This window comes from Undibacterium sp. GW821-FHT11B02 (assembly GCF_058808955.1).
In genome coordinates this window covers 510,258-535,411 of sequence record NZ_JBXASD010000002.1, presented here as the reverse complement: position 1 = coordinate 535,411, position 25,154 = coordinate 510,258, and the positions used below count along the sequence as shown (strand labels likewise).

Genomic DNA, 25,154 nt, shown 5'->3' with positions numbered 1-25,154 from the left:
CTAAGCGCAATTGCTTGGCGTACAATCCGCTGACTTTAATTGAGAGGTAATTATGCAAACTAAACCTATGTTGACACTGGATGATGTTAAAAAAATCGCGGCAGCAGCAGAAGCGGAAGCCAAAGCAAATAACTGGGCAGTGGTCATTGCGATTGTGGATGATGGCGGCCATCTGATGTGGTTGCAGCGTCTGGATGGTGTCGCACCTATTTCTTCACACATTGCACCTGCCAAGGCGACAACAGCAGCCCTGGGCAAGCGTGAATCAAAAATCTATGAAGATATTATCAATAACGGACGTTTTTCTTTCATGCGTGCACCGAATCTGGATGGCATGCTAGAAGGTGGCGTCCCTATTTTTGCTGACGGACATTGCATTGGTGCAGTCGGTGTTTCTGGTGTGAAATCGGCAGAAGATGCACAAATTGCCAAGGCGGGTATCGCTGCGCTGGGTCTGTAAAAAATTACTTATATTCCGTTTTATACAGTTTTTTTGCTGTGTTCAGACGGTAGTGAAGTAAATCAGACCAGTCTTTGGCTTATCTGTGGCAGACAATTAGCGGCGCATCAGGCATTCCCATTTGCCTGATGCGCCGTTTCGCGCTATAATTCGAGGGTTTAACTAATCCGAAATCTCGCCGTAGCGCCTACCCAAATTTACATCGCTCCATCATCTTTCCAGGCTGCGCGGCAATTCTTGCTCGGCCAGGGAAACGACAGCTTGGTGCGTCGCAGCGGCGGTAACAATACAGGAGTTGCCCTTGCTGCCCATTCCGCAGTCCCTTCTTCGTTCCGGCCAGGACACCGCTATACTTGCTCTTGCCGATGGAAGCATTTTCACTGGATATTCGATTGGCGCTGCCGGTCAGACCATAGGTGAAGTTGTCTTCAATACTTCAATGACAGGCTATCAGGAAATTTTGACTGATCCCAGTTATAGTTCCCAAATCGTTACCCTGACGTATCCGCATATTGGTAACACCGGTGTCAATGCCGAAGACGTAGAGTCCGATAAAATCCATGCAGCGGGTTTGATCATTAGAGATCTGCCTTTGCTGGTATCGAATTTCCGTTCTGAACAATCACTCTCTGATTATCTCAAATCACAAAATATCGTTGCTATTGCTGGTATTGATACCCGTAAGCTGACACGTATTTTGCGTGAAAAAGGCGCGCAGGGCGGTGCTATTCTGGTGGGTGCTGATGCTGAAAAAGCCATCGCACTGGCCAAGTCTTTCCCTGGTCTGTCTGGCATGGATCTGGCCAAGGTCGTGTCTGTGAAACAGGCTTACGACTGGACGGAAGCTGAATGGGTGCTGGGCCAGGGTTATGGTCAATTGCAAAATCCAAAATTCCACGTTGTCGCTTTTGATTTTGGTGTCAAACGCAATATTCTGCGCATGCTGGCAGAACGTGGCTGCAAGGTCACGGTATTGCCTGCGCAATCCACAGCCGCTGATGTGCTGGCGCTGAATCCTGATGGCGTGTTTTTGTCGAATGGCCCTGGTGACCCTGAGCCTTGCGATTACGCGATTGCCGCTAGCAAGGAATTGATAGAAAAAGGTATTCCTACCTTTGGTATCTGCCTTGGCCATCAAATCATGGCGCTGGCATCCGGTGCCAAAACCCTGAAGATGAAATTTGGACACCACGGTGCCAATCACCCGGTGCAAGATCTGGATACCAAGCAGGTATTGATTACATCCCAAAATCACGGTTTCGCAGTTGATGCTGCAACTTTGCCAGCCAACTGCCGTGTCACCCATGTGTCTTTGTTTGATGGCTCGCTGCAAGGCTTTGCGCGTACTGATAAACCAGCTTTCTGCTTCCAGGGTCACCCTGAAGCCTCACCAGGTCCGCATGATATTGCCTACCTGTTTGATCGCTTCACCGCGATGATGGCCAAGGCAAAGACAGGAGAATAATAGAATGCCAAAACGTAACGACATAAAAAGTATTTTGATTATCGGCGCTGGCCCCATCATCATTGGTCAGGCCTGCGAATTCGATTATTCTGGTGCACAGGCCTGCAAGGCTTTGCGTGAAGAAGGATATCGCGTGATTCTGGTCAACAGCAATCCTGCGACCATCATGACGGACCCGGAAATGGCTGATGTGACATACATCGAACCTATTACCTGGCAAGTCGTCGAGCGCATCATCGACAAAGAAAAGCCGGACGCCATTTTGCCGACCATGGGTGGGCAAACTGCGTTGAACTGTGCACTTGATCTGCATCGCCATGGTGTGTTGACCAAATACAATTGCGAATTGATTGGCGCATCACCAGAAGCCATCGACAAAGCTGAAGACCGTTTGAAATTCAAGAACGCCATGACCAAGATTGGTCTGGGTTCCGCACGTTCCGGCGTTGCGCATTCCATGGATGAAGCCTGGGTTGTGCAAAAGGATGTCGGCTTCCCCGTCATCATCCGCCCATCGTTCACTATGGGCGGTACGGGCGGCGGCATTGCCTATAACCCGGAAGAGTTCGAGACGATTTGCAAACGCGGTCTGGAAGCATCACCAACCAATGAATTGCTGATAGAAGAATCGCTGATAGGCTGGAAAGAATATGAGATGGAAGTCGTACGCGACAAGGCCGACAACTGCATCATCGTCTGCTCCATCGAAAATCTGGATCCTATGGGTGTGCATACCGGTGACTCCATCACCGTGGCACCAGCACAGACCTTGACCGATAAAGAATACCAGATCATGCGTAATGCCTCGCTGGCAGTGCTGCGTGAAATTGGTGTGGATACCGGTGGTTCGAATGTACAGTTTTCCATCAATCCTGCTGATGGCCGCATGATCGTCATTGAGATGAATCCGCGTGTATCGCGTTCATCTGCTTTGGCATCGAAAGCGACTGGTTTCCCTATCGCCAAGATCGCTGCCAAGCTGGCAGTTGGTTTCACGCTGGATGAATTGCGTAATGAAATTACTGGCGGTGCTACGCCAGCTTCTTTCGAACCTTCCATCGATTACGTTGTTACCAAGATCCCGCGTTTCGCATTCGAAAAATTCCCGCAGGCAGATAACCGCCTGACGACGCAGATGAAATCTGTTGGTGAAGTGATGGCGATTGGCCGTACCTTCCAGGAATCTTTCCAGAAAGCCTTGCGTGGTTTGGAAGTTGGCGTTGACGGCATGAATGAAAAAACGCAGGACCGTGAGACTCTGGAAAAAGAACTCGGTGAGCCTGGTCCTGACCGTATCTGGTATGTCGGTGATGCTTTTGCTCAAGGCTTTACGCTGGAAGAAGTGCATCAGCTGACGCATATCGATCCATGGTTCCTGGTGCAGATCAAGGACATCGTGGATATCGAATTGTGGCTGGATGAACAGTCACTCGACAGCGTCGATAAAGCATTGATGCTGCAATTGAAGCAAAAAGGTTTCTCTGATCGTCGTCTGGCAAAACTGTTGAAAACGACTGACACGGCAATTCGTGAAAAGCGTAAGGCTTTGAACGTGCGCCCTGTGTATAAGCGCGTTGATACCTGCGCCGGTGAGTTCGCCACGAATACTGCTTACATGTATTCGACCTATGAAGAAGAGTGCGAATCGAACCCGACTGACAAGAAAAAAATCATGGTATTGGGCGGTGGCCCTAACCGTATCGGCCAGGGTATTGAATTTGATTATTGCTGTGTACATGCGGCATTTGCGATGCGCGAAGATGGTTATGAAACCATCATGGTCAACTGTAATCCTGAAACCGTTTCTACCGACTACGACACATCCGACCGTCTGTATTTTGAACCGCTGACGCTGGAAGATGTGCTTGAAATCGTTGATAAAGAAAAACCGGTCGGCGTGATTGTGCAATATGGTGGTCAGACACCTTTGAAGCTGGCTCTCGATCTGGAAGCGAATGGTGTACCTATCGTTGGTACCTCGCCGGACATGATTGATGCTGCAGAAGACCGTGAACGCTTCCAGAAAATGCTGCAAGAGCTGGGTTTGCGTCAGCCGCCTAACCGCACTGCGCGTACTGAAACCGATGCCCTGGCGTTGGCGCAGGAAATCGGTTATCCGCTGGTGGTGCGTCCATCTTATGTTTTGGGTGGTCGTGCGATGGAAATCGTGCATGAGCAGCGTGATCTGGAGCGTTATATGCGTGAAGCCGTCAAGGTCTCGCATGATTCACCAGTTTTGCTGGATCGCTTCCTGAATGATGCGATTGAAGTCGATGTGGATTGCCTGTCTGATGGCAAGCGCACCTTTATCGGTGGCGTTATGGAGCATATCGAACAGGCTGGCGTGCACTCTGGTGATTCCGCATGTTCCTTGCCCCCATATTCCCTGTCGCAAGAAACCATTGCTGAACTCAAGCGCCAGACTGCCTTGATGGCAAAGGGCTTGAATGTCGTCGGCCTGATGAATGTGCAGTTTGCGATTCAACAGCAAGATGGCAAGGATGTCGTGTTTGTGCTGGAAGTGAATCCACGTGCATCGCGTACCGTGCCGTATGTATCCAAGGCGACGGGTTTGCAACTGGCAAAAATTGCTGCCCGTTGCATGGTTGGTCAATCGCTTGATTCACAAGGTATAGGTGCCGAAGTCGTGCCACCTTACTTCAGTGTGAAGGAAGCAGTATTCCCGTTCGTGAAGTTCCCAGGCGTTGATACCATCCTTGGCCCTGAAATGAAATCGACTGGCGAAGTCATGGGAGTGGGCAAGACCTTTGGCGAAGCTTTTGTGAAATCACAAATGGGTGCGGGTGTGAAATTGCCAACTTCTGGCAAGGTATTCCTGAGCATCAAGAACAGCGATAAACCACGTGGCGTGAAAGTTGCCAGGGATCTGGTGGAAATGGGCTTTTCCATCGTTGCTACGCGAGGTACGGCAACGGCGATTGCAGCAGAGGGTATTCCGGTATCGATCGTGAACAAGGTTGTTGAAGGTCGCCCACATGTAGTGGATATGATCAAAAACAATGAAATTGCCCTGGTGATCAATACGGTGGAAGAAAAGCGCAATGCCATTACGGATTCGCGCGCCATTCGTACCTCTGCATTGATTGCCCGTGCAACAACGTTTACCACTATTGCCGGTGCTGAAGCAGCGGTTGAGGGCATGCGCCACCTCAATGAATTGCATGTTTATGATTTACAAGGCCTGCATAAAACCTTAAACTGATAGAAATAACAGTGTTTTGGGAGCAGTCTCAGAACACTTGAACTTCGATACAGAGGTCACAAATGGCATCGGCAATGCTGGTGTCGGATGTGGCCTCTGTATTTTACTTTTATGAGTGTGAATGCCATGAGTACAGTACCTATCACCAAGTTCGGCGCAGAATTGCTGAAGAAAGAATTGCATAATCTGAAAACCAAAGAACGTCCGGAAGTGATCAATGCGATTGCCGAAGCACGTGCCCAGGGCGATTTGTCTGAAAATGCTGAATACGACGCTGCCAAAGAACGTCAGGCTTTTATTGAAGGCCGTATTGCTGAACTCGAAGGAAAACTGGGTTCTGCGCAGGTTATTGATCCAAGCACTTTGGATGCAGAGGGTCGTGTTGTGTTTGGCTCTACCGTGCACCTGGAAGACCTGGAAACCTCACAAAAGGTGAGTTACCAGATCGTTGGTGAAGATGAAGCCGATCTGAAATTGAGCAAAGTATCCATCACATCACCGATAGCGCGCGCGCTGATCGGCAAATATGCTGGTGACGTCGTTGGCGTGCAAGCACCCGCTGGTGTACGTGAATATGAAGTACTGGATGTAATGTACGTATAATGCAGTACAAGGTGGTCGTGCTGGAAAGTCTGGCACGGCTGTTTTAATATGGTTTTTGACGTTGTTTTTGATGCAGGCTACTGATGGCGTTGTGCACATCACCCGGCCTGACGAAGACAGGGCCGGGTTGAAAACCTCTACATGGCTGTGATGTGTATGACAGCCAGCGGAAATTTAGCTGTTTCCAAGAGATGCTTTTTTTGCACTGGATTGACGTGGTTTGGCACGTTTGACATTGCCGCCCTGGGTGACGCGTTCGTTACCCTTGACCATGACTTTTGATACGGTAGGTTTTTTCGTGCCGCTGGGGCTAGGTTTGACGATAGTGACTTCGCGCAGACCTCGGCCTTTTTTGACTAATTTGGTTTCTTTAGTACCTTCCAGTTTTGGACGGTAAATCACCAAAAGTTTTCCGATATGCTGTACTGGAGCAGCTTTCAGCTCGGTGCAGATGGTATCGTACATACCAATGCGTGCTTCACGATCATCGCCAAACACGCGTACCTTGATCAAGCCATGAGAATTCAGGCCAGAATCGATTTCTTTGATGACGGCAGGGGTCAATCCAGCTTCACCTACGATAACGATAGGTTTCAGTGCGTGTGCTTCAGACCGGAGTTCGCTTCTTTCGGCGGGCGTAAGTTTTAACATAGTAATTCCTTTAAAAGCAGTATTTTACGCGAATGGCAAAGAATAAATTCAATCAAAATTGGGTTCACGACCATATTAACGATCCTTATGTGAAGCTTGCACAGAAGGAGGGCTACCGTGCGCGCGCAGTTTATAAGCTAAAAGAAATAGATGAATCAGAAAAATTGATACGCCCAGGCCAGATTATCGTCGATCTGGGCGCGACGCCAGGCAGCTGGTCACAGTATGCACGCAACAAACTGGCTGGCAAAGAGGGGGGCGGCATCGTTGGTGAAATTTTTGCCCTGGATCTGCTTCCCATGGAACCTATCGCTGATGTGCAATTCATGCAAGGCGATTTTCGTGAAGACGAAGTGTTAAATTTGCTGGAATCGAAGCTGATCGGGCGTAAAGTGGACTTGGTATTGTCAGACATGGCCCCAAATCTGTCTGGTAACTCGACTGTAGATGCAGCGCGTGTCGAATATATTATCGAATTGGCAGTCACTTTTGCCAAGGCTCACCTGAAGCCGGGTGGGGCTTTGCTGGTGAAATGCTTCCATGGGCCCAGCTATAACAACATCGTCACCTTGTTTAAAGATGAGTTTAAAACGGTTGTTAACAAGAAACCAAAAGCCAGTAAAGACAAGTCTTCCGAGATATTTTTGCTCGGAAGGGGCCTGAAGAACCTGGATTAATGAATTTACCTCTTGATAATCCTCAATACCGCCAACATATGTTGGCTAGCAAGCTCTATCCATTGCGGGTAGAATGACTGTTTACAGTGTCAAATGGCGCACCCTGCGTTCAAGGAGTTCTCGTGAATAATATGTTTTCAAAAGCTGCTATATGGGTTGTAGTTGCCCTGGTGCTTTTCACGCTTTTCAAGCAGTTTGATGGAAAAAGTATCGGTGCCGGTGTGACCTTGATACCGTATTCTGAGTTCTTGGACGAAGTTAAATCCAAGCACATTAAAGAAGCGACGATTGATGATGCCAACCGTACCGTGGTGGCAACCACCAATGACGGTAAAAAAATCAAGTCACAACTGACCATTTTTGATCGTGGTCTGGTGGGTGATCTGGTTAATAATGGTATTAAATTTGATAATAAACCGCCGGAAGAGCAATCCTTCCTGCAACAGATTTTCATTTCTTGGTTCCCGATGCTGTTGTTGATCGGTATCTGGATTTTCTTCATGCGCCAGATGCAGGGCGGCGGTAAAGGTGGCGCTTTTTCCTTTGGCAAGTCCAAGGCAAGAATGCTGGACGATACCAACAATAATGTCACTTTCGGTGATGTTGCCGGTTGCGATGAAGCCAAAGAAGAAGTGTCCGAAATCGTTGATTTCCTGCGTGATCCGACCAAGTTCCAGAAACTGGGTGGCCGTATCCCGCGTGGTGTATTGATGGTTGGTCCTCCAGGTACCGGTAAAACCTTGCTGGCCCGTGCGATTGCCGGTGAAGCCAAAGTGCCGTTTTTCACTATCTCGGGTTCGGATTTCGTTGAAATGTTTGTCGGCGTGGGTGCTTCCCGTGTTCGCGACATGTTTGAAAACGCCAAAAAACACGCACCTTGCATTATCTTTATCGACGAGATTGATGCAGTTGGTCGTCATCGCGGTGCCGGTATGGGCGGTGGTAATGATGAACGTGAACAGACACTGAACCAGATGCTGGTTGAGATGGATGGTTTTGAAGCCAATTCCGGCGTTATCGTCATCGCCGCAACCAACCGTGCTGATGTGCTGGATAAAGCGCTGTTGCGCCCAGGTCGTTTTGACCGTCAGGTCTCTGTTGGCTTGCCGGATATCCGTGGCCGTGAACAGATTCTGAACGTGCACATGCGCAAAGTGCCTATTTCTGCTGACGTCAAGGCAGATATTCTGGCACGTGGTACGCCTGGTTTCTCTGGTGCTGATCTGGCCAATCTGGTCAATGAATCGGCTTTGTTCGCCGCGAGACGTAATAAGCGTCTGGTCGAAATGATCGATTTTGAAGATGCCAAAGACAAAATCTTCATGGGTCCGGAACGCAAATCAATGGTCATGCGTGAAGATGAACGCAGGAACACCGCGTATCACGAATCCGGTCATGCAGTGGTAGCCAAGTTGTTGCCCAAGGCTGACCCTGTACATAAAGTCACCATCATGCCACGCGGGTTTGCTCTGGGTTTGACCTGGCAGTTGCCGGAACATGATCAGATCAGTGGTTACAAAGACAAGATGCTGGAAGAAATTTCTATTCTGTTCGGTGGCCGTATTGCGGAAGAAATCTTTGTTGGTCAAATGTCTACTGGCGCATCGAATGACTTTTCCCGTGCTACCAAGCTGGCGCGTTCTATGGTGACACGCTTCGGTATGTCTGACAGCATGGGTGTCATGGTGTATGAAGATAGTCAGAGCGAAGGTTATTTTGGCGGTCCATCCAAAACGATTTCCGAAGTGACACAGCAAAAAGTGGATGCTGAAATCCGTAATATCCTGGATACGCAATATGCACTTGCACGCAAGATGCTGGAAGAAAACCGCGACAAGGTCGAAGCCATGACCAAGGCCTTGCTGGAATGGGAAACCATCGACGCAGACCAGGTTAATGACATCATGAACGGTGTTGATCCACGCCCTCCGAAACAGGGGCAGACGAATGTTCGTTCATCGTCCGATAACTCGTCTGGTGGCATTTCACCAAATGCAGCGGCACCAGCCTGATGGTGTTCGGCTGGCTTAAGTCGGCCGATGTTGTCGCAAGGTGTCATGCAAGGTTCTAAATTAATCGATTGATCAATTGATTACATAAGGGTGGGGTAAATCCTCACCCTTAGTTTTTTTAAAAAATGAAATATTTCCAATGCGGGCGTTATCGCTTCCCCTTAGCGGGTGCGCAATCCAGAACTCTGGTGATGGGCATTCTCAATATCACGCCAGATTCATTTTCTGACGGTGGTAAATACATGAATCTGGAAAGCGCGATCATTCGTGCCGAACAGATGATAGAAGACGGTGTTGATATCCTTGATATCGGTGGAGAATCCAGCCGCCCCGGTTCTGTACCGCTGTCACTGGACGAAGAACTGAGCCGTGTCATGCCCGTCATCTATGCATTGCGTGATTGTGGCAAGCCCTTGTCTATCGACACCTATAAACCGGAAGTCATGCGCGAAGCCTTGCTGGCGGGTGCCGACATGATCAACGATATACAAGGATTTCGTAGTGCAGAGGCAGTAGCAGCCGTGGCTGAAAGTGATGCTGGATTATGCGTCATGCATATGCAGAATCAACCGACCGACATGCAATTGAGACCTGAATATGAGGACGTCAACCAGGAGGTCTTGCAGTTTCTGAAAGCCAGGGTGGAAGCGTTGGAACAGGCGCAAGTTGAGCGAGAACGTATCTGTCTTGATCCCGGTTTTGGTTTTGGTAAAACTTTGGACCATAATGTATCCATGTTCAGGCATATTCAGGCTTTGCAGACAGCCATGAATCTGCCTTTGCTGGTCGGTGTGTCACGCAAATCGATGCTTGGTACCTTGACCGGGCGCGAAGCACCCAACAGGCTGGCTGGTAGTCTGGCCGCAGCCCTGGCAGCAAAGCAGCGTGGTGCCTGCATAGTGCGCGTGCACGACGTGGCAGAAACCGTAGATGCGTTCAAGGTCTGGGACGCTTTGTCCAATTAAAAAAGAAAAAATACAATGAGCAGAAAATATTTTGGTACAGATGGCATACGCGGCAAAGTAGGGCAGGCACCGATTACGCCAGACTTCGTCATGCGCCTCGGTTTTGCTGCCGGCAAGGTGCTGGCACAGGCCGACGCCAGCGGTGATACCCGTCCCACCGTGCTGATAGGTAAAGACACACGCATTTCCGGCTATTTGCTGGAAGCGTCATTGGAGGCGGGCTTTGCCGCCGCCGGGGTGGATGTCATGTTGTCTGGTCCGGCACCGACACCGGCTGTGGCTTACCTGACGCGTGCCTTGCGTTTGTCTGCTGGCGTAGTCATTTCCGCCTCGCACAATCCGTATGACGACAACGGCATCAAGTTTTTTTCCGCTACAGGCAACAAACTTCCAGATGAAGTGGAACTGGCAATAGAACAAGAGCTGGAACGCCCCATGCAATGCGTCAGTTCAGACCGCCTGGGCAAGGCACGTCGCCTGAATGATGCGAATGGCCGGTATATCGAATTTTGCAAGAGTACCTTTCCGAATGAACTGGATTTGCGTGGCCTGAAAATCGTCGTCGATTGCGCCCATGGTGCCGCTTATGACATCGCCCCGCATGTGTTTCATGAACTAGGTGCTGAAGTGATTGCCATCGGCAATCAACCTAATGGTTTGAATATCAATGATGGTGTTGGTGCCACGGCACCAGATGCGCTGGCGCTGGCCGTGCGCGCCAACCATGCAGACCTGGGTATTGCACTGGATGGTGATGCTGATCGCCTGTTGATGGTGGACCGCCATGGCAAGATCTACAATGGCGATCAATTGCTCTACCTCATGGTACTGGACCGCATGGCGATAGGCAACGTGCAAGGTGTGGTAGGAACATTGATGACCAATATGGCGGTCGAAGTCGCTTTCCAGAAAATGGGAGTCGGATTTGTACGTGCCAAAGTCGGTGACCGTTACGTGCTGGAACAAATGCAGGAACGTGGCTGGCTGCTGGGTGGCGAAGGTTCTGGTCATCTCTTGTGTCTGGACAAGCATACGACCGGTGACGGTATTGTTTCGGCATTGCAAGTGCTGTCTGCTCTGCGACGCAATGGTCAAAGCCTGGACCAATGCTTTGATCAGTTGACCCTGTTCCCGCAGACATTGCTGAACATTAAGGTGCCTGCCGGTTTTGATTGGCAAAAAAATGACAGACTGGTAGCTGAAAAACAGAAAGTGGAAGCTGAATTGGGCAATACGGGCCGTGTGCTGATACGTGCATCTGGTACTGAACCTCTGGTGCGTGTCATGGTGGAGGCAGCCGACGGTGATGTGGCAGCAAGCACCGCCCGTCGCCTGGCCGATTGCATTTCGGCAGCGATCTGAGGAATTCAGTACAAAATCAGTAAAAAATTCGGACCATGGAAGGTATTCATTCTTGAATCTGGCAGCGATACCATGTACTATTCAGCCTTCAGTTTTTGACCATCTGGCGTTAGCTGCAGTCTGATGTAAAATCAGTATCAACGGCTGGTAATAATGCATGCCAGTTGATATGCAGTATCAAGCACTGGTCAATTCACAGACTGTCCATAGCTCAGTTGGATAGAGCACGAGCCTTCTAAGCTCGGGGTCGCAGGTTCGATTCCTGCTGGGCAGGCCAAGCAATTCTAAAAAACCGGATTTGATGATCCGGTTTTTTTGTTTCTGAAATATCATCCAGATACTATGTAATTGCATAAATGCGTTGCTCACTTTTTAGTGAGGGAGGTGCCAACTGTGGCAGCAAAGGTGGCCGTGGCGGGGCTGCTGTCATTTGACTCATCCTGAAGATATCTATTTTGTTTTATGCCGCACGTATCAGCACAAGCTTGCTACTGACGAGATTACGCCCGTTCTTTTTGGCCGTATACAATGCTTTGTCTGCAGCCTCTATCAGATCCACAGGTTCATTCAATTCCCGGACGGGAATAATGGCTTCAACACCTGCGCTGACAGTGACAACTTCAGCCTCATTACCTTCGTGCACAATACCCAAATTGTGGATTGCCAGGCGAATTTTTTCAGCGATTGCTACTGCTCCCTCCAGTTCGGTACCGGGAAGAATCACTGCAATTTCTTCCCCACCATAGCGTGCAGCCAGGTCCCCGGCACGGTGGTGGCACGATTTAACTGTCTGGCTGATTTTTCTCAGACATTCGTCCCCAGCTGTGTGCCCGTAAAGATCGTTATATTGTTTAAAGTGATCAACATCTATCATGATGAGCGCTAGTGAGCTCGCGTTCCGGACAGCGCGACTAAATTCTTCCTCCAGGGTGATGTCGAAATTGCGCCGGTTAGCAAGTTCGGTCAATGCATCTTGTAGTGACAGGCGTTCAAGCGCTTTATTCAGTACGACCATGGCATCTCTTGCCTGAATGATTTCAGCTTCCCCTTTGAGGCGTAATTTCATCTGAGCAATGAGATAAAATCCAACCGAACAGAGTATGAGTACGAGTAATCCGACACCAGCAGAGTGCCAATAGGTGTCTGTCAGCCAATCTGAAAGAATTTCGTCTTCGGATACAGCAGTAGAAACGAACAAAGGATATTTATCCAGGCGTCGAAAACTGTTAAGCCGTTTTACACCATCTTGTGCTGATTTAACCGTGAATATGCCTGAAGCTTTGGACATACCTGCTTTAAAAACAGTTGTGGTCAGCATGCTTTTGCCTATGGAATCAGGTAAAAGTGGCCGACGAGTCATCATAATGCCTCCATTCGAGACAAGGACAATTGCCCCAGCTTTGCCGATATCGAAGCTATCGTAAAATTTATTGAAATAATCGATATCTATCGTTGCCAGTACAACTCCGGCAAAGCTTCCGTCAGCATGATTGATTCTGCGCGACACGGTCATCACCCAGGTATTGCTTGAACGGCTTAGTATAGGTAAGCCTATGTAAGGTTTTTTGTCGTTGTGAGTGCGGTGATAGATAAAATAGTCGCGATCTGCATTATTGATGTTTGCAGGTGTGGAAGGGAGGGAATTGACAAGCCACCGTCCATTTTCGTCAAAGGCAAATAATCCTTTGAGTTGGGGCAGTTCCACCGTCTTACGCATCAACAGTTTGTGCAGCCGTTTCAAAGCATCAGCATTGGTGCTGTCAATCAGGATTCGTTCGTCAATCCCAAGTAAGGCAGTGTCTGCTGCTTTGATTGTGTCGTCAGCATGCTGTGCAATTGCGCGTGCCATGTTGGATGTGGAAACTTCCATTTCATGCAATTGATTTTTTCTGGCGGTCCAACTGCGCCAGCCATCCATGTAGATAAGCGACAGGCAAACAAAAACCAGAAACCCCATCGCCAACCATGTGAGCGATATCTTTTTGCTTGTTGCTCCTTCTGCTGGATTAGTCAATGTGGTTTGTTTGTTCATTCATGGATCATCAAAAAATGCTTTAAATTGAAGCAGAAATAGTCATCAGTCATTGCATAGCCCTGACGAAAAAAGACATTGATAAATCTCAAGGATATATCGTCACAATTGATACGTTATGCAATTCATTGCATGTAAGTTGGGCCTTTTGGTCTTTAGTCTCGATTTATTAGGACTCGTCTCACCCCTATTTATGAAATGAGTTCTAGCAAAGCGTCGCTGAAATAACTGTTCATCTGCGAGGATGCATCAATATTTAATGTTACACCCCACATAGCCATTAAATTATTGCTTATTCAATATTTTTTAAAATAAATAGCATGTATTTTTACTAATTATGATTGCCAATTGATTTTGCTTTGTAGAAACAAGATTGATTCCTTAAAGAAATAGTTTGTGAATTGAAATTTATCGCGTATGAGAAATGTTCGTAGTTCTTAAGGCACATTTGTTATGGGCAGGCGATCACATACAAAAATAATGTATTGCGGCGTGGCAAATCATAAGCCTTGTGCGGAACCGCACCGTCTACTGTAATTTCTGACCTTATTATTCGTTCTATCTTCGCCGCAGTGGTGTGGTTGGAGTTGGAGACAATATATAGTCGGCCTGTGTAATGCCCGTCCAGCAAGCGGGGGGGCTTGGTAATGGCCTTGTTGGGACAATTTTGCTTAAGTCTTAAATATGTCACGTAAGGCTGAAGAAATCTGCAAAATTTTGTTACTAGTGTAATATGAAATATGCAAGGATGCGCAGAAATACTGGCTTCATTTTGGATGGCAAACTCATGCTAATCATATTGATGTTTTACACATGCAATCGGGAGCAATCTGATGCTATGAGACTATGAGATATGGCTGAATTTTTCAGTATTAAAAATGAATAACGATACTACTTCGTTCATCCAATTGTTTGAGGCTCACCCGATTCCGATGTGGGTGTATGACTTGCAGACACTCAATTTCCTGGCGGTTAATGCTGCTGCGATTTTGCATTACGGCTATACAAAAACTGAATTTCTGGGGCTGACTATAGAGGGAATCCGGCCAACTACGGAAGTCGAACGCCTGCATGAAAATTTACAGCAAGCACCTGCGACAGGCATAGAGAAATCAGGAATTTGGCAACATCAAAAAAAAGACGGCACGGTGATGGATGTTGAGATCACTTCGCACCCTTTGCTCTTTAATGACCGCCCATGCAAATTTGTATTGGCTCACGATGTTACTGAGCGTTTGCAGGCACAAAACAAGATAAGGCGACTAAGCCGTTTATATGCAGTCCTGAGTCGTATCAATTTTCTTATTGTGCGTACGCGTGATCGTGCAACACTTTTTCAAGATACCTGTGACATTGCAACCGTTGAGGGCGAGTTTCTTGCAGCCTATATTGTTCTGGTTAATCCTGACACGCTGGAAGGCAAGGTTGTTGGCCGTGCGGGATCAGTATCCTCTGTGATCGATAAATTACAATTGTGTTTTGTTGATGGGACAGTGGAGAGTCATTCACTTGCATCCCGCGTACTACAAAGTGGGTTACCCCTAATATGTAATGATGTACGAGAAGATCCGGATGTGCTCGCGTTTGATGTCAGGTTTGTCGAAGGGAGTATAGGCTCCATTGCAGCTTTTCCTTTGATCGTTGATAAGCGCACGGTGGGCGTACTCGTTTTGATTGCAGACATGTCTGCCTATTTTGATGAAGCAGAACAAAAATTATTGAGTGAACTTGCGACGGATGTTTCTTTTTCGTTCCAATATTTAGGGCGGGAAGAATTACGCAAACATGCTACTGACAGATTGCAGGAAAGTGAAGCGGGTTTGCGCCGGGCTCAATTGATGAACAAGACAGCGCATGTCATTACTGGCCCGGAAGGCGCATTCGAGAGTTGGTCAGACACGTTACCCATATTAATTGGCGTGGAAAATGCTGACATGCCAGCCACTACGCGAATATGGCTTGACATAGTGCATCCAGACGACAGAGCCAGGTTTCGTGATACCTGCATTGAGGCGGGCAGGTGCGGAATTCGTATGGAAGTCGAATACAGACTGAAACGCCCGGATTCAAGTCTGGTGCAGTTACGACAGGTATTGGAGCCGTTGACGCAAGGTGAAATAGCACCCGGCAGCAAGTCCCGCTGGTTTAATACGATTCAAGACGTCACAGAACAAAAAGAGCAACAAGAAAAAATCACGCGATTAAGCCGGATTTATGCCGTGTTGTCAGGTATAAATTCTGCCATCGTACGTATCCATAACCGTACAGAATTATGTCAGGAAGCTTGTCGCGTGGCGGTGCATGAAGGTGCATTCGGTATGGCCTGGGTTGCGACTGTCAACACGAAAGAACAGCATAATGAAGTGATTGCATCGTTTGGAGGCGACATTGGCTCTGTGGAACAAGCGCTACTGGCAGGAAGTTCCGTTTCACCTTTCAGTGCTGCTGTCCACGAAACCCATGTGGTTATTTGCAATAGCATTGAAGATGAACCCGCAATGGCTTCTTTGAAAGCCGAATTACTGGCACGCGGCCATAGATCGGTTGCCTTTTTACCTCTGTTGCTAAACAGCCGGGCCGTTGCTGTGTTAACTTTATATGCCAATACGAAAGATTTTTTCGATGAAGAAGAGATTCGTCTGCTTAAGGAACTCGCAGGCGATCTTTCATTCGCGCTACAGTTCATGGATAAGGAAGAGCAGCTCAGTTATCTGGCCTTCTATGACAAATTAACAGGTTTGCCAAACAATCGATTATTCCATGACAGAGTGAGCCAAATCCTGCATTCAGTTGCACAAGATCAAAGAATGGCTGCGGTCATTCTGCTGAATCTGGATCGTTTTTCCTTAAGTAATGAGGCGTTCGGCCATCATGCTGGCGACACACTGCTGATACAGATATCCAGGCGACTGGAAACTTCTTTGCAAGAGCCGTATAGCCTTGCGCGCATAGGTGGTGATACGTTTGCTGTCGGGCTTGCCAATCTTACTCAGGGTAGCGACGCAGCAGTCATACTGGAGCAAAATATATTCAGCTGTTTTACCGGAACTTTTAATATTGATCAGCATCAGGTGCGGATATCTGCACGGGCGGGGTTGGCGCTATATCCTGAAGATGGCAAAGATGCTGAAACCTTGTTCGGACATGCAGAGGTTGCCTTAAGAAATGCAAAGATCTCGAATGAGCGCTATTTGTTTTACGCACCAAAAATGAATGCCGCTCTTGCCGCCAAACTGGTGCTGGAAAACGAGCTGCGTACTGCTCTGTCTTCGCATCAGTTGTTAATGTACTTTCAACCACGGGTAAGTTTGCGTAGCGGTCATATCGTCAGTGCTGAGGCCCTGATACGCTGGATTCATCCAGAGCGTGGCATGATTTCTCCTTCAGAATTTATTCCTCTGGCAGAGGATACTGGTCTGATCGTACCCATAGGTGAATGGGTAATCGATGCCGTATGTGCGCAGCAGGCGGCGTGGCGCGAAAAGAAAATTGAGATCGTGCCTGTGGCGATCAACCTGTCTGCTGTGCAATTCAAGAACGGTAAAATCCTGGAGATCATCCATGATGCTGTCAACAAGCATGGCCTTAATCAGCATGACATAGAATTTGAATTGACTGAATCTGTTGTTATGGGCAATCCTGAAGAGGCGGCATCGACTTTGAAGGCCATGAAGAGTATGGGAATTCAGTTATCTCTTGATGATTTCGGCACTGGCTATTCGTCGCTAGCGTATTTAAAACGCTTTCCGTTTGATTTTGTAAAAATCGATCGTGCCTTTATCATGGATGTCACTAATAATCCCGGTGATGCAGCTATTACCAGCGCCGTGATTGCTATGTCGCACAGCCTGAATTTGCGGGTCGTGGCTGAGGGAGTGGAAACCGAAGGGCAATTACAATTATTGCGCAGGCTGCGTTGCGACGAAATACAAGGTTACTACTTTAGTCGCCCTGTTCCTGCTAATGAGTTTGCAACGATGTTATGTGAGCGTAAGCATTTAACCAATGTCGCTGAATCCAATGAGAGTAACAATACCTTGTTAATTGTGGATGACGAACCCAACGTCTGCTTCGCGCTAAAACGCCTGCTGCGTCAGGAAGGTTATCGCATTCTGACCGCAACAAGCGGGCAACAAGGCCTGGATATGCTGTCGGTTAATTCCGTGCAGGTGATCGTATCTGACCAGCGCATGCCGGGTATGTCGGGAACAGAGTTTTTGAATATTGTCAAAGAATTATATCCAGATACAATAAGGATCATATTGTCTGGATACAGTGATTTGGTGATCATAACGGAAGGTGTGAATCGCGGCACCGTTTTCAAGTTTTTCACGAAACCCTGGGATGATGCGCAATTGCGAGAAAATATTCGTGACGCATTTAATCGTTATCGCCCAATCAGGTAGGTGGCAAGTTATCTGATGTCTGATCTGTCCTGAGTGCCAGTTTTTTTGTAAACGGTTTTGCTGTACTTCATTCCAGCTGTTGTTTATCTAAACTAATGTTGCAATTCGCCATCTTCTCTTCATTTGTTCTTGTAATGTTTCGGCTATACTTGAATAGAGCGCTTTCATTTACTGTGCAGAGAATTACATAATAATTCCAGGGGACACCGATTCATGTCAGCATAAATGGCCGTGCGATTTTATTGGGAACTGTGCAAACCTGTTTGCAGTCTGTTTGAAGAATACATCCCGGTTGTCGCGCCATTTATCGCTTTCCAGTCATGCCTTCCTTTCTTTGCCAGTTCTGTCAAATGGCTTTTACACATGGCTTTTTGAAGATATTTTTTCTGTAATATTTTGTTCTTGTCGTTATTAGGGTAAGGCAGGAATTTGGACGCATGCATCCTTTGTCTGGGCTGGGTCTGTTGTGACGGCTTGTTCATGCCGTGCCAATTTCAGTCTTCCGTTCTGGTGTAGGATATTCAGGGAAATATATGAATCAACTTTTACGTTTGAAGATTAGTGGCCGTTTGGCGCTAGGCTTTGGTTTGGTTATTTTGTTTGCTTCAGGCTTGCTGGTGTTGGGTTTGTTTCGTATGAGCCAATTGCAAGGGTCAACCAATTATATTTTCAACACCAAGGTCGCCAGCCTGGACGCCGCAACCGATATGCGGGAACAGGGCCGGGCGCTGGCGTTGGTGTTACGCAAAATGACTGCTCCCAGTGATTTGGCAGAAGCCGAACGCGAAACCAAAAAACTGGCAAAAATCCTGGAAAATTATGATGGTTCAGAAAATTCCGCTAAAAAACTGATAGACGATACCGAAGGCAAAACCACCTTGCAAAATTCGGTTGAGCAAAAACGCCAGGTGATGACGATTGCCAACAAGATCAAAGGGCTGGTTGCGGAGGGCAATTATTTTGATGCTGCTTCGGTTTTGCAGACCGAATTTAACGCGCCGAACGAAAAATGGATGGTATCCCTGGGGGATCTTGCACAGCAACAGCACAAGGCTATGCAATTGGCCTACGATGAATCGGTCGGTAATTATAAAAGTGCAAGGGCAGGTATGCTGATTATCGGCATCTTGACCATTTTGATTGGTTCTATCGCTGCGTGGCTGATTGCCAGAACCATTGCCGGACCCATCAAAATGTCTGCCGTGATTGCTGATCAGATTGCCCATGGTGATTTGACCAAGCCGGTTATTGTGTCTGGTACGGATGAGATTGGCGATTTATTGCAGTCTCTGAACCAGATGCAGGGGAATCTGCTCGCGACAATTTCCAAAATCAAGGTAGGCACCGAAACCATCACCGTAGCTTCGCGGGAAATTGCGTCTGGCAACGCCGATCTGTCCAGTCGTACCGAATCCCAGGCCAGCTCGCTGGAAGAAACCGCCAGCTCCATGGAAGAACTGACCAGCACAGTGAGACAGAATGCTGACAATGCAAGGCAGGCCAATCAACTGGTGGTGTCAGCATCCAGCGTCGCGGTCAAAGGCGGTGCTGTGGTGGGGCAGGTGGTTAATACCATGGGCTCGATCAAAGAAAGCTCAAGAAAAATTGTCGACATCATTGGCGTCATTGATGGGATTGCCTTCCAGACCAATATCCTGGCCTTGAATGCGGCGGTAGAAGCCGCCAGGGCTGGTGAGCAAGGGCGTGGTTTTGCGGTGGTGGCAGCCGAAGTGCGCAATCTGGCGCAACGCAGTGCCAGCGCTGCCAAAGAAATCAAATCCCTCATCAGCGATTCCGTTGACAAGGTTGATCAGGGTAGCAAGCTGGTGGATGAAGCCGGCAAGACCATGGATGAAATCGTCACCAGCGTCCAGCATGTGGCCGACATCATGAGCGAGATCACGGCGGCGAGCCAGGAGCAAAGTTCAGGGATAGAACAGGTGAATCTGGCGATTACCCAGATGGATGAAATGACGCAACAAAATGCGGCATTGGTAGAACAGGCAGCGGCGGCGGCAGAAAGCATGGAAGAACAGGCCGAGGAACTGACAAAAGCTGTCAGCGTATTTCAGTTGCCAAGGGAAATGAAAATAGAAAGCGCGCCAGCCCACAAAAACAATGGTGGACGCCAACAAAGCCTGCGGCGCCTGGAGCATCGGTAAGTAAACTAGATAGCGGGGCATCTGGTTTTTTGGTGGTGAGGCTGTCAGAACCTGTTCACGATCTGTAGCGAGCGGGCGTCAGCGAGGTGAAGAGCAGCGCAAAAAGCGGAATGTACTCTAGTACATGGGCATTTTGAGCAGCGCATGAGCCTCGCGTTGTCTCTGATTGCGCCCGCACAGTAAGATCGTGAACAGGTTCTTAAAGTAGCTTGCCTGGGTTCATCAGGTTGTCAGGGTCCAGCGCTGCTTTGATGCTGCGCATCAAAGACAATTCCAGCGCTGATTTATATCGTGTGATTTCTTCCCGTTTCAACATACCCAGACCATGTTCGGCTGAAATGGAACCATTCAGGCCATGCACCCTGTTATGCACAATGCGGTTGACAGCTTCTTGCTGTTGAATGAAATCAGTATCGAGCATGGTCACAGGAGCTGACACGTTGTAATGCAGATTGCCATCACCCAGATGGCCAAAGCAAACTATCTGACATCCTGGGAATGCCGCATGCAACGCTGCATCGGTCATGTCGATAAATGTGGGTATGTCCGAAATCGGCAAGGAAATATCATGCTTGATGTTCTTGCCTTCCAGTGCCTGGGCGGCTGAGATGTGCTCGCGCAATTGCCATAAGGTTTTCGATTGACTGATGGAAGTGGCACAGACAGCATCTGCAGCATAGCCATGATCCAGCGCTTTTCCCAGCATGCTTTCCATTAATCCGTTTGCATGTTCTTCCGATTCATGATCAGAAATTTCAAGCAGGGTGTAATACGGGCAGTTGCTGTTCAGTGGTTTTTTCAGCAGGGGAAAATGCTTCAGCACCAGTTGCAAGCTGAAATCGGAAATTAGCTCGAAACCAGTCAGCGTCGGCCCCAGGTCGCTGCGTGCCAGATTCAGTAATTGCAATGCAGCGTCTGCAGTTGGTATGGCAGCCAGTGCGGTCAGACTGGCACGTGGCTGTGGAAATAGTTTCAATACTGCAGTGGTGATGATGCCCAAAGTACCTTCGGCGCCAATATACAAATCCCGCAAGTCATAGCCGGTATTGTCTTTGCGCAGGCCGCGCAGGCCATTCCAGACCTCACCTTTTGCCGTCACCACTTCCAGGCCCAGGCACAGTTCCCTGGCATTGCCATAACGTAGTACTGCTGTGCCGCCAGCATTGGTTGCCAGGTTACCGCCTATGGTGCAACTGCCTTCGGATGCCAATGATAAAGGAAATAATCGTTGATGCGCTTCTGCCGCTGCCTGCACATTTGCCAGCAGGCAGCCGGCCTGTACAGTCATTGTATTATTGCTGGCATCCACTGCCAGTACACGGTCCATACGCTTGAGCGAAAGGATGACTGCCTGACCAGTCTGATCCGGTACACTGCCCAGCACCAGGCCTGTATTGCCACCTTGTGGGACGCAGGGAATGCGGTACTGCGCACACAGGGCGACCAGTGCAGCAACTTCTTCCGTTGATTTGGGCAGCAATACCGCGATTGCCTTGCCGGTGTAACGTTGACGCCAATCTGTCAGGTAGGCTTGCTGGTCAGATTCGTTGGTCAGTACATGGTCCTGACCTATTGTCTGGGCGCAGGAAGCGAGAAATTCAGAGTTCATGGTCGCCTGCAATCACTGGATTTTTGATGTATGTCTGCTTGCATCATTATTCAGCCGCTTTGGTTTTGGCCAATGCCTTCGCCGCTTTCTTCAGTGGGCGTAAATAAAAAATCGTGCTAAAGAAAAAAATCAGTGACAGTGCGACTTCACCCCAGGCCAGCATGGCTGACAGAGGCAACTTGTCACTGGTGGCCCTGACGATGCCTTCAGTAAAATACAGCCATATCAACATGGATGACCATTGCATGGTGTAGTTGTCTTTTTTTAAGACACCGCGCAGCGGTATCAATAGAAATAGGGCCTTGATCACCATCCATGAACCACCGGGACGCAAAGGTGCAATCATCCATTCCCATAACAGGCAGAGTATAAATAGGGCAATCAGGCTTGCAGATGCGACGAAGTAGTAGGGGGTGGAACGCGTAGTGTTCATGTCACGGCCTGCAATTTGCAGCTGGTTTCGGCCAGTCGTTTGCCTAGTGCAATGGCCAGCTTGCGGCTGTCTTCTGACAATGGCAGTGTGCCATCCTTGCCTGACCAGTGCGTAGCTCCATACGGGCTGCCACCAGTGGAGGTGGTCATTAATTCGGGATGGCTGTACGGAAGACCAAGCAACAGCATGCCATGGTGTATCAGTGGCAACATCATGCTGAGTAGCGTGGATTCTTGCCCGCCGTGCAGACTACCAGTCGAAGTAAAGACACAGGCAGGTTTGCCACTGAGTGTGCCAGACAGCCAGTCTGCCGCAGTGCCGTCAAGAAAGTATTTCATGGCGGCAGCCATGTTGCCGAAGCGAGTAGGCGAGCCGAGTGCCAGTCCTGCACATTCTTTCAGGTCAGACAGTTCTACATAGGGTGCGCCTTCTGCTGGCACATCAGGTGCTGTGGCTTCAGCAACAGTGGAGACCGCAGGTACGGTGCGCAGCCGGGCATTGCAGCCAGGTACACTTTCTATACCTTGGGCAATCAGTTCAGCCATTTTCCTGGTACTGCCGTGCCGGGAATAAAATAAAACCAAAATCGTGAGTTCTTGTGTAGTCATGCTTGTATTATATTAGGACTTACGAAAAATTGTCCCAGCAAGGCGTAGCGACGAAGACAGTACGAACAGTACGGCTAGGAGCTGCAACGCAGCTGGGGCGGTTTTGCGTAAGTCCTATGTATGAGTCTTTATTCTTTGACCCTCAGTAAAATAGAGGGTACTTTTATTTCAAGCTGCAAAAAACTATGCGTGGTCTGTCGTGGAAACAAATACTCAACCTGTTCAAATTTGCCCTGCAACGCTTGCAGGAAGGGCGCTTGCCGCAAGTCGCCGGTAGTCTTACCTTTACTACCGTGCTGGCACTGGTGCCGATTCTGACTGTCGCATTTGCCATTTTTACTGCTTTTCCCTTGTTTAATACTTTCCGTACTTCGCTGGAAGCGTATTTTATTCAAAGTCTGATGCCTAAGGGGATTTCCAACACTATTCTTGGTTATCTGACACAATTTGCTACCAAAGCGACCCGTGTTTCTGCCATCAGCGGTGTCGCCCTGATGGTGACGGCCATTACCACCATGGCAACGATAGACAAGTCCTTTAACCAAATCTGGCAGGTCAAGCGTTCACGTCCGGTTTTGCAAAGATTATTGGTGTATTGGGCGATTGTAACGCTGGGGCCTTTGCTGGTCGGCGTTTCGCTGACTTCCACTTCTTATATATTCACTGCCACGACCGGAGTGGTGGGTTCTGTACCTTTCATTGGCGGTGTGTTGTACACCATGGCCTCCATTGCATTTACTACGGGTGCTTTTACCCTGTTGTATTTGATCGTGCCGAATCGGTCTGTGGAATGGCGTGATGCGGTCTGGGGTGGCTTGTTCGCCGGTATCGCCTTTGAGGTTGCTAAACGCATTTTTGCCAGCTTCGTCATTCAGTTCCCAACCTATACCGTGGTATATGGTGCGTTGGCTGCCGTGCCTATCTTCCTGGTCTGGATTTATGTTTCCTGGTTGATTATTTTGATCGGGGCCGTGATCGCCGCAGCTTTGCCAATCGTGAAGTTTGAACGCTGGTGGCATGTGCCTACACCGGGTAGTGCATTTGAAGATGCGGTCTGCATTTTGCAGGTGCTGGTCCAGGCGCGTATGGCGAACGCCGGGGCGGCGGTTGATGTCAATGCGATACGTACTCAGACCCGCCTGGGTATCGACGAAATTGAAGGTTTGCTGGAACGCATGTCAGAAGCCGGCTGGGTGGCGCGAGTGAATGCCAATACCACGACTTCAAGAAGCCGTTTTTGGTTGCGCAAGAACGAAGCGGGCGCAGAATTATGGATCTTGCTGGTCAATCCTGTCGGGCTGCACCTGTCTGATGTGTACCGTCTGTTCGTGTTTGATGCGACGCGACGCAGCAGCTTGTCCAGTCTGGTGGACCAGAGTATAGAAAGTGGCTTGTGTACTAATCTGCAAGACTATTTTTCTGTGGCGGAGCCTGTGCAATGAAGTTCAGCCTGATACAGGCCAGCGAACTTGGTCCGGAAGTGTTGCGACAATGGCTGGAACTACGTCACAGTAATGTGATGTATGACAGTCCGTATTATCACCCTGCATTCACAGTCATTGCAGGGCGCGCACGTGCAGATGCCAGGATCTTGTTATGTGAAGAAAATAATGGCCTTGCCGGTATGTGGCCTTTTCATGCAGTGAGTGCATTTCGTGCAGAATCCGTAGGCGGTTTTTTATCCGATTACCAAGGGCCGATACGCCTGCCATCGTCGCACTGGAAAATGACAGACGTGCTGGCTGCCATGCAATGCAACCACTTTGGTTTTAACCACATGCCAACTGAATTTTCTGATTTCAAGCGCCATGCCTGGATAGAAAGTCAGTCCCACACCCTGGATTTGGCGGGTGGTTATGACGCGTATGTGCAGCGTCTGTCAGAAAAAAGAGATGCCTCTTTGATGAAGAAGGTGGCGACCAATGAGCGTAAGCTGGCAAAAAAATATGGTGAACTGCGCTTCGAAATGCAAAGTAACGATCTGCGTGATTACCAGGCCCTTCTGAAAGGTAAAAGCCAGCAGTTTGAGCGCACTGTCGGTACGGCGCATGACATCTTCCGGCTGGGCTGGGTACGTCAGATACTGGAAGAAATCCGGCTCACCAACGAGTCCGGGTTTGCCGGTATGTTGTCCACCCTGCACGCTGGGGATACGCTGATTGCAGCCCATTTTGGCATGCGTTCAGAGAAAGTGTTGCATTACTGGTTCCCCTGGTATGACACGACTTATGCAGAGTTTTCGCCTGGCCTTGTCATCTTGGCGCAGTGCGCCAAACATGCGGCGCAACTGGGTTTGACTTCGATTGATCTGGGCAGGGGTGATCAGGCGTATAAATTGCGCTTTGCCACCGGGGCAAATGCCTTGTGTGAGGGGGCGATCAGTTCGCCGGCTATGATAGCCATGGCGCAGGCAGGTTTGTATCGCAGCAAACAGTTTTTGAAACAATCCAGCCTGGGGCAGCAATTACGCAAGTTGCGTTAGACCA

17 protein-coding genes and 1 tRNA gene are annotated in these 25,154 nt (G+C 48.8%); 13 read left to right on the top strand and 5 right to left on the bottom strand.

Translation table 11 applies throughout. From position 1 onward, the window contains the following. Window positions 1–52: 52 nt before the first annotated feature. The 4 genes from AC1RVX_RS05565 (at window position 53) to greA (ending at window position 5,751) form a co-directional block, all read left to right on the top strand. Window positions 53–460 (top strand): GlcG/HbpS family heme-binding protein, encoded by a 408-nt coding sequence (locus AC1RVX_RS05565; RefSeq protein ID WP_493215573.1) that lies wholly within the window; start codon window positions 53–55, stop codon window positions 458–460. A gap of 310 nt (window positions 461–770) precedes the next feature. Then, a complete protein-coding gene (gene carA, locus AC1RVX_RS05560) occupies window positions 771–1,925 on the top strand; it encodes a glutamine-hydrolyzing carbamoyl-phosphate synthase small subunit (RefSeq protein WP_493215704.1) in 1,155 nt (384 codons plus the stop codon). Between the two features lie 4 nt (window positions 1,926–1,929). Next, window positions 1,930–5,148, top strand: coding sequence for a carbamoyl-phosphate synthase large subunit (gene carB / locus AC1RVX_RS05555; RefSeq protein ID WP_493215572.1), 3,219 nt, complete (start codon window positions 1,930–1,932; stop codon window positions 5,146–5,148). A 126-nt stretch (window positions 5,149–5,274) separates the two neighbouring features. Further along, window positions 5,275–5,751: a transcription elongation factor GreA gene (gene greA, locus AC1RVX_RS05550; RefSeq protein WP_186949377.1), complete on the top strand. Its 477-nt coding sequence runs from the start codon at window positions 5,275–5,277 to the stop codon at window positions 5,749–5,751. Window positions 5,752–5,925: 174 nt separating this feature from the next. Here greA and AC1RVX_RS05545 read toward each other — a convergent pair whose 3' ends face one another. Next, window positions 5,926–6,402 carry a YhbY family RNA-binding protein gene (locus tag AC1RVX_RS05545; RefSeq protein WP_493215571.1) on the bottom strand — a complete coding sequence of 159 codons (477 nt, stop codon included), beginning with the start codon at window positions 6,400–6,402 and terminating at the stop codon, window positions 5,926–5,928. A 32-nt stretch (window positions 6,403–6,434) separates the two neighbouring features. Between AC1RVX_RS05545 and AC1RVX_RS05540 the strand changes: the two genes are divergently transcribed. The 5 genes from AC1RVX_RS05540 to AC1RVX_RS05520 all read left to right on the top strand — a co-directional run bounded on the left by AC1RVX_RS05540 (window position 6,435) and on the right by AC1RVX_RS05520 (window position 11,695). Then, entirely contained in the window at window positions 6,435–7,079 is a 645-nt protein-coding gene (locus tag AC1RVX_RS05540) for an RlmE family RNA methyltransferase (protein ID WP_493215570.1), read from the top strand. Window positions 7,080–7,201: 122 nt separating this feature from the next. Next, complete coding sequence (ftsH, locus tag AC1RVX_RS05535; protein ID WP_493215569.1) at window positions 7,202–9,091, top strand: ATP-dependent zinc metalloprotease FtsH; 1,890 nt, start codon at window positions 7,202–7,204, stop codon at window positions 9,089–9,091. Between the two features lie 191 nt (window positions 9,092–9,282). Continuing rightward, window positions 9,283–10,056, top strand: a complete 774-nt coding sequence (gene folP, locus AC1RVX_RS05530) for a dihydropteroate synthase (RefSeq protein WP_493215568.1) — start codon at window positions 9,283–9,285, stop codon at window positions 10,054–10,056. 15 nt (window positions 10,057–10,071) lie between these two features. Further along, window positions 10,072–11,418, top strand: coding sequence for a phosphoglucosamine mutase (gene glmM, locus AC1RVX_RS05525; protein ID WP_493215567.1), 1,347 nt, complete (start codon window positions 10,072–10,074; stop codon window positions 11,416–11,418). 200 nt (window positions 11,419–11,618) lie between these two features. Continuing rightward, window positions 11,619–11,695 (top strand) — tRNA-Arg (locus AC1RVX_RS05520). Between the two features lie 183 nt (window positions 11,696–11,878). Here the strand turns inward: AC1RVX_RS05520 and AC1RVX_RS05515 are convergent. Further along, window positions 11,879–13,450: a sensor domain-containing diguanylate cyclase gene (locus AC1RVX_RS05515; protein WP_493215566.1), complete on the bottom strand. Its 1,572-nt coding sequence runs from the start codon at window positions 13,448–13,450 to the stop codon at window positions 11,879–11,881. 878 nt (window positions 13,451–14,328) lie between these two features. Here AC1RVX_RS05515 and AC1RVX_RS05510 point away from each other — a divergent pair. Further along, entirely contained in the window at window positions 14,329–17,856 is a 3,528-nt protein-coding gene (locus AC1RVX_RS05510) for an EAL domain-containing protein (RefSeq protein ID WP_493215565.1), read from the top strand. 533 nt (window positions 17,857–18,389) lie between these two features. After that, entirely contained in the window at window positions 18,390–20,018 is a 1,629-nt protein-coding gene (locus AC1RVX_RS05505; RefSeq protein ID WP_493215564.1) for a methyl-accepting chemotaxis protein, read from the top strand. Between the two features lie 199 nt (window positions 20,019–20,217). Here AC1RVX_RS05505 and AC1RVX_RS05500 read toward each other — a convergent pair whose 3' ends face one another. From AC1RVX_RS05500 to wrbA, 3 genes are read right to left on the bottom strand one after another with little or no spacing between them, the layout of a single operon-like run. Beyond that, window positions 20,218–21,627, bottom strand: a complete 1,410-nt coding sequence (locus AC1RVX_RS05500) for an FAD-binding oxidoreductase (protein ID WP_493215563.1) — start codon at window positions 21,625–21,627, stop codon at window positions 20,218–20,220. Window positions 21,628–21,673: 46 nt separating this feature from the next. After that, a complete protein-coding gene (locus tag AC1RVX_RS05495) occupies window positions 21,674–22,060 on the bottom strand; it encodes a DUF2069 domain-containing protein (protein ID WP_493215562.1) in 387 nt (128 codons plus the stop codon). Then, on the bottom strand, window positions 22,057–22,668 hold the full coding sequence (gene wrbA, locus AC1RVX_RS05490; RefSeq protein ID WP_493215561.1) for an NAD(P)H:quinone oxidoreductase: 612 nt from the start codon (window positions 22,666–22,668) through the stop codon (window positions 22,057–22,059). Before wrbA ends, AC1RVX_RS05495 begins: the two co-directional genes overlap by 4 nt. A gap of 185 nt (window positions 22,669–22,853) precedes the next feature. Here wrbA and AC1RVX_RS05485 point away from each other — a divergent pair, with 185 nt between their 5' ends. Both AC1RVX_RS05485 and AC1RVX_RS05480 read left to right on the top strand, forming a co-directional pair. Then, window positions 22,854–24,110, top strand: a complete 1,257-nt coding sequence (locus AC1RVX_RS05485) for a YihY family inner membrane protein (protein ID WP_493215560.1) — start codon at window positions 22,854–22,856, stop codon at window positions 24,108–24,110. Continuing rightward, window positions 24,107–25,150 carry a GNAT family N-acetyltransferase gene (locus AC1RVX_RS05480; RefSeq protein WP_493215559.1) on the top strand — a complete coding sequence of 348 codons (1,044 nt, stop codon included), beginning with the start codon at window positions 24,107–24,109 and terminating at the stop codon, window positions 25,148–25,150. Before AC1RVX_RS05485 ends, AC1RVX_RS05480 begins: the two co-directional genes overlap by 4 nt. Window positions 25,151–25,154 lie beyond the last annotated feature (4 nt).

What these genes read in the sequence shown, in the direction of transcription:
- AC1RVX_RS05505 (WP_493215564.1), top strand. Translation starts at nt 18,390, where the DNA reads ATGAATCAACTTTTACGTTTGAAGATTAGTGGCCGTTTGGCGCTAGGC.
- AC1RVX_RS05565 (WP_493215573.1), top strand. Translation starts at nt 53, where the DNA reads ATGCAAACTAAACCTATGTTGACACTGGATGATGTTAAAAAAATCGCG.
- AC1RVX_RS05500 (WP_493215563.1), bottom strand. Translation starts at nt 21,627, where the DNA reads ATGAACTCTGAATTTCTCGCTTCCTGCGCCCAGACAATAGGTCAGGAC.
- AC1RVX_RS05515 (WP_493215566.1), bottom strand. Translation starts at nt 13,450, where the DNA reads ATGAACAAACAAACCACATTGACTAATCCAGCAGAAGGAGCAACAAGC.
- greA (WP_186949377.1), top strand. Translation starts at nt 5,275, where the DNA reads ATGAGTACAGTACCTATCACCAAGTTCGGCGCAGAATTGCTGAAGAAA.
- carB (WP_493215572.1), top strand. Translation starts at nt 1,930, where the DNA reads ATGCCAAAACGTAACGACATAAAAAGTATTTTGATTATCGGCGCTGGC.
- AC1RVX_RS05485 (WP_493215560.1), top strand. Translation starts at nt 22,854, where the DNA reads ATGCGTGGTCTGTCGTGGAAACAAATACTCAACCTGTTCAAATTTGCC.
- AC1RVX_RS05510 (WP_493215565.1), top strand. Translation starts at nt 14,329, where the DNA reads ATGAATAACGATACTACTTCGTTCATCCAATTGTTTGAGGCTCACCCG.
- glmM (WP_493215567.1), top strand. Translation starts at nt 10,072, where the DNA reads ATGAGCAGAAAATATTTTGGTACAGATGGCATACGCGGCAAAGTAGGG.
- wrbA (WP_493215561.1), bottom strand. Translation starts at nt 22,668, where the DNA reads ATGACTACACAAGAACTCACGATTTTGGTTTTATTTTATTCCCGGCAC.
- AC1RVX_RS05480 (WP_493215559.1), top strand. Translation starts at nt 24,107, where the DNA reads ATGAAGTTCAGCCTGATACAGGCCAGCGAACTTGGTCCGGAAGTGTTG.
- AC1RVX_RS05495 (WP_493215562.1), bottom strand. Translation starts at nt 22,060, where the DNA reads ATGAACACTACGCGTTCCACCCCCTACTACTTCGTCGCATCTGCAAGC.
- AC1RVX_RS05540 (WP_493215570.1), top strand. Translation starts at nt 6,435, where the DNA reads ATGGCAAAGAATAAATTCAATCAAAATTGGGTTCACGACCATATTAAC.
- folP (WP_493215568.1), top strand. Translation starts at nt 9,283, where the DNA reads ATGGGCATTCTCAATATCACGCCAGATTCATTTTCTGACGGTGGTAAA.
- AC1RVX_RS05545 (WP_493215571.1), bottom strand. Translation starts at nt 6,402, where the DNA reads ATGTTAAAACTTACGCCCGCCGAAAGAAGCGAACTCCGGTCTGAAGCA.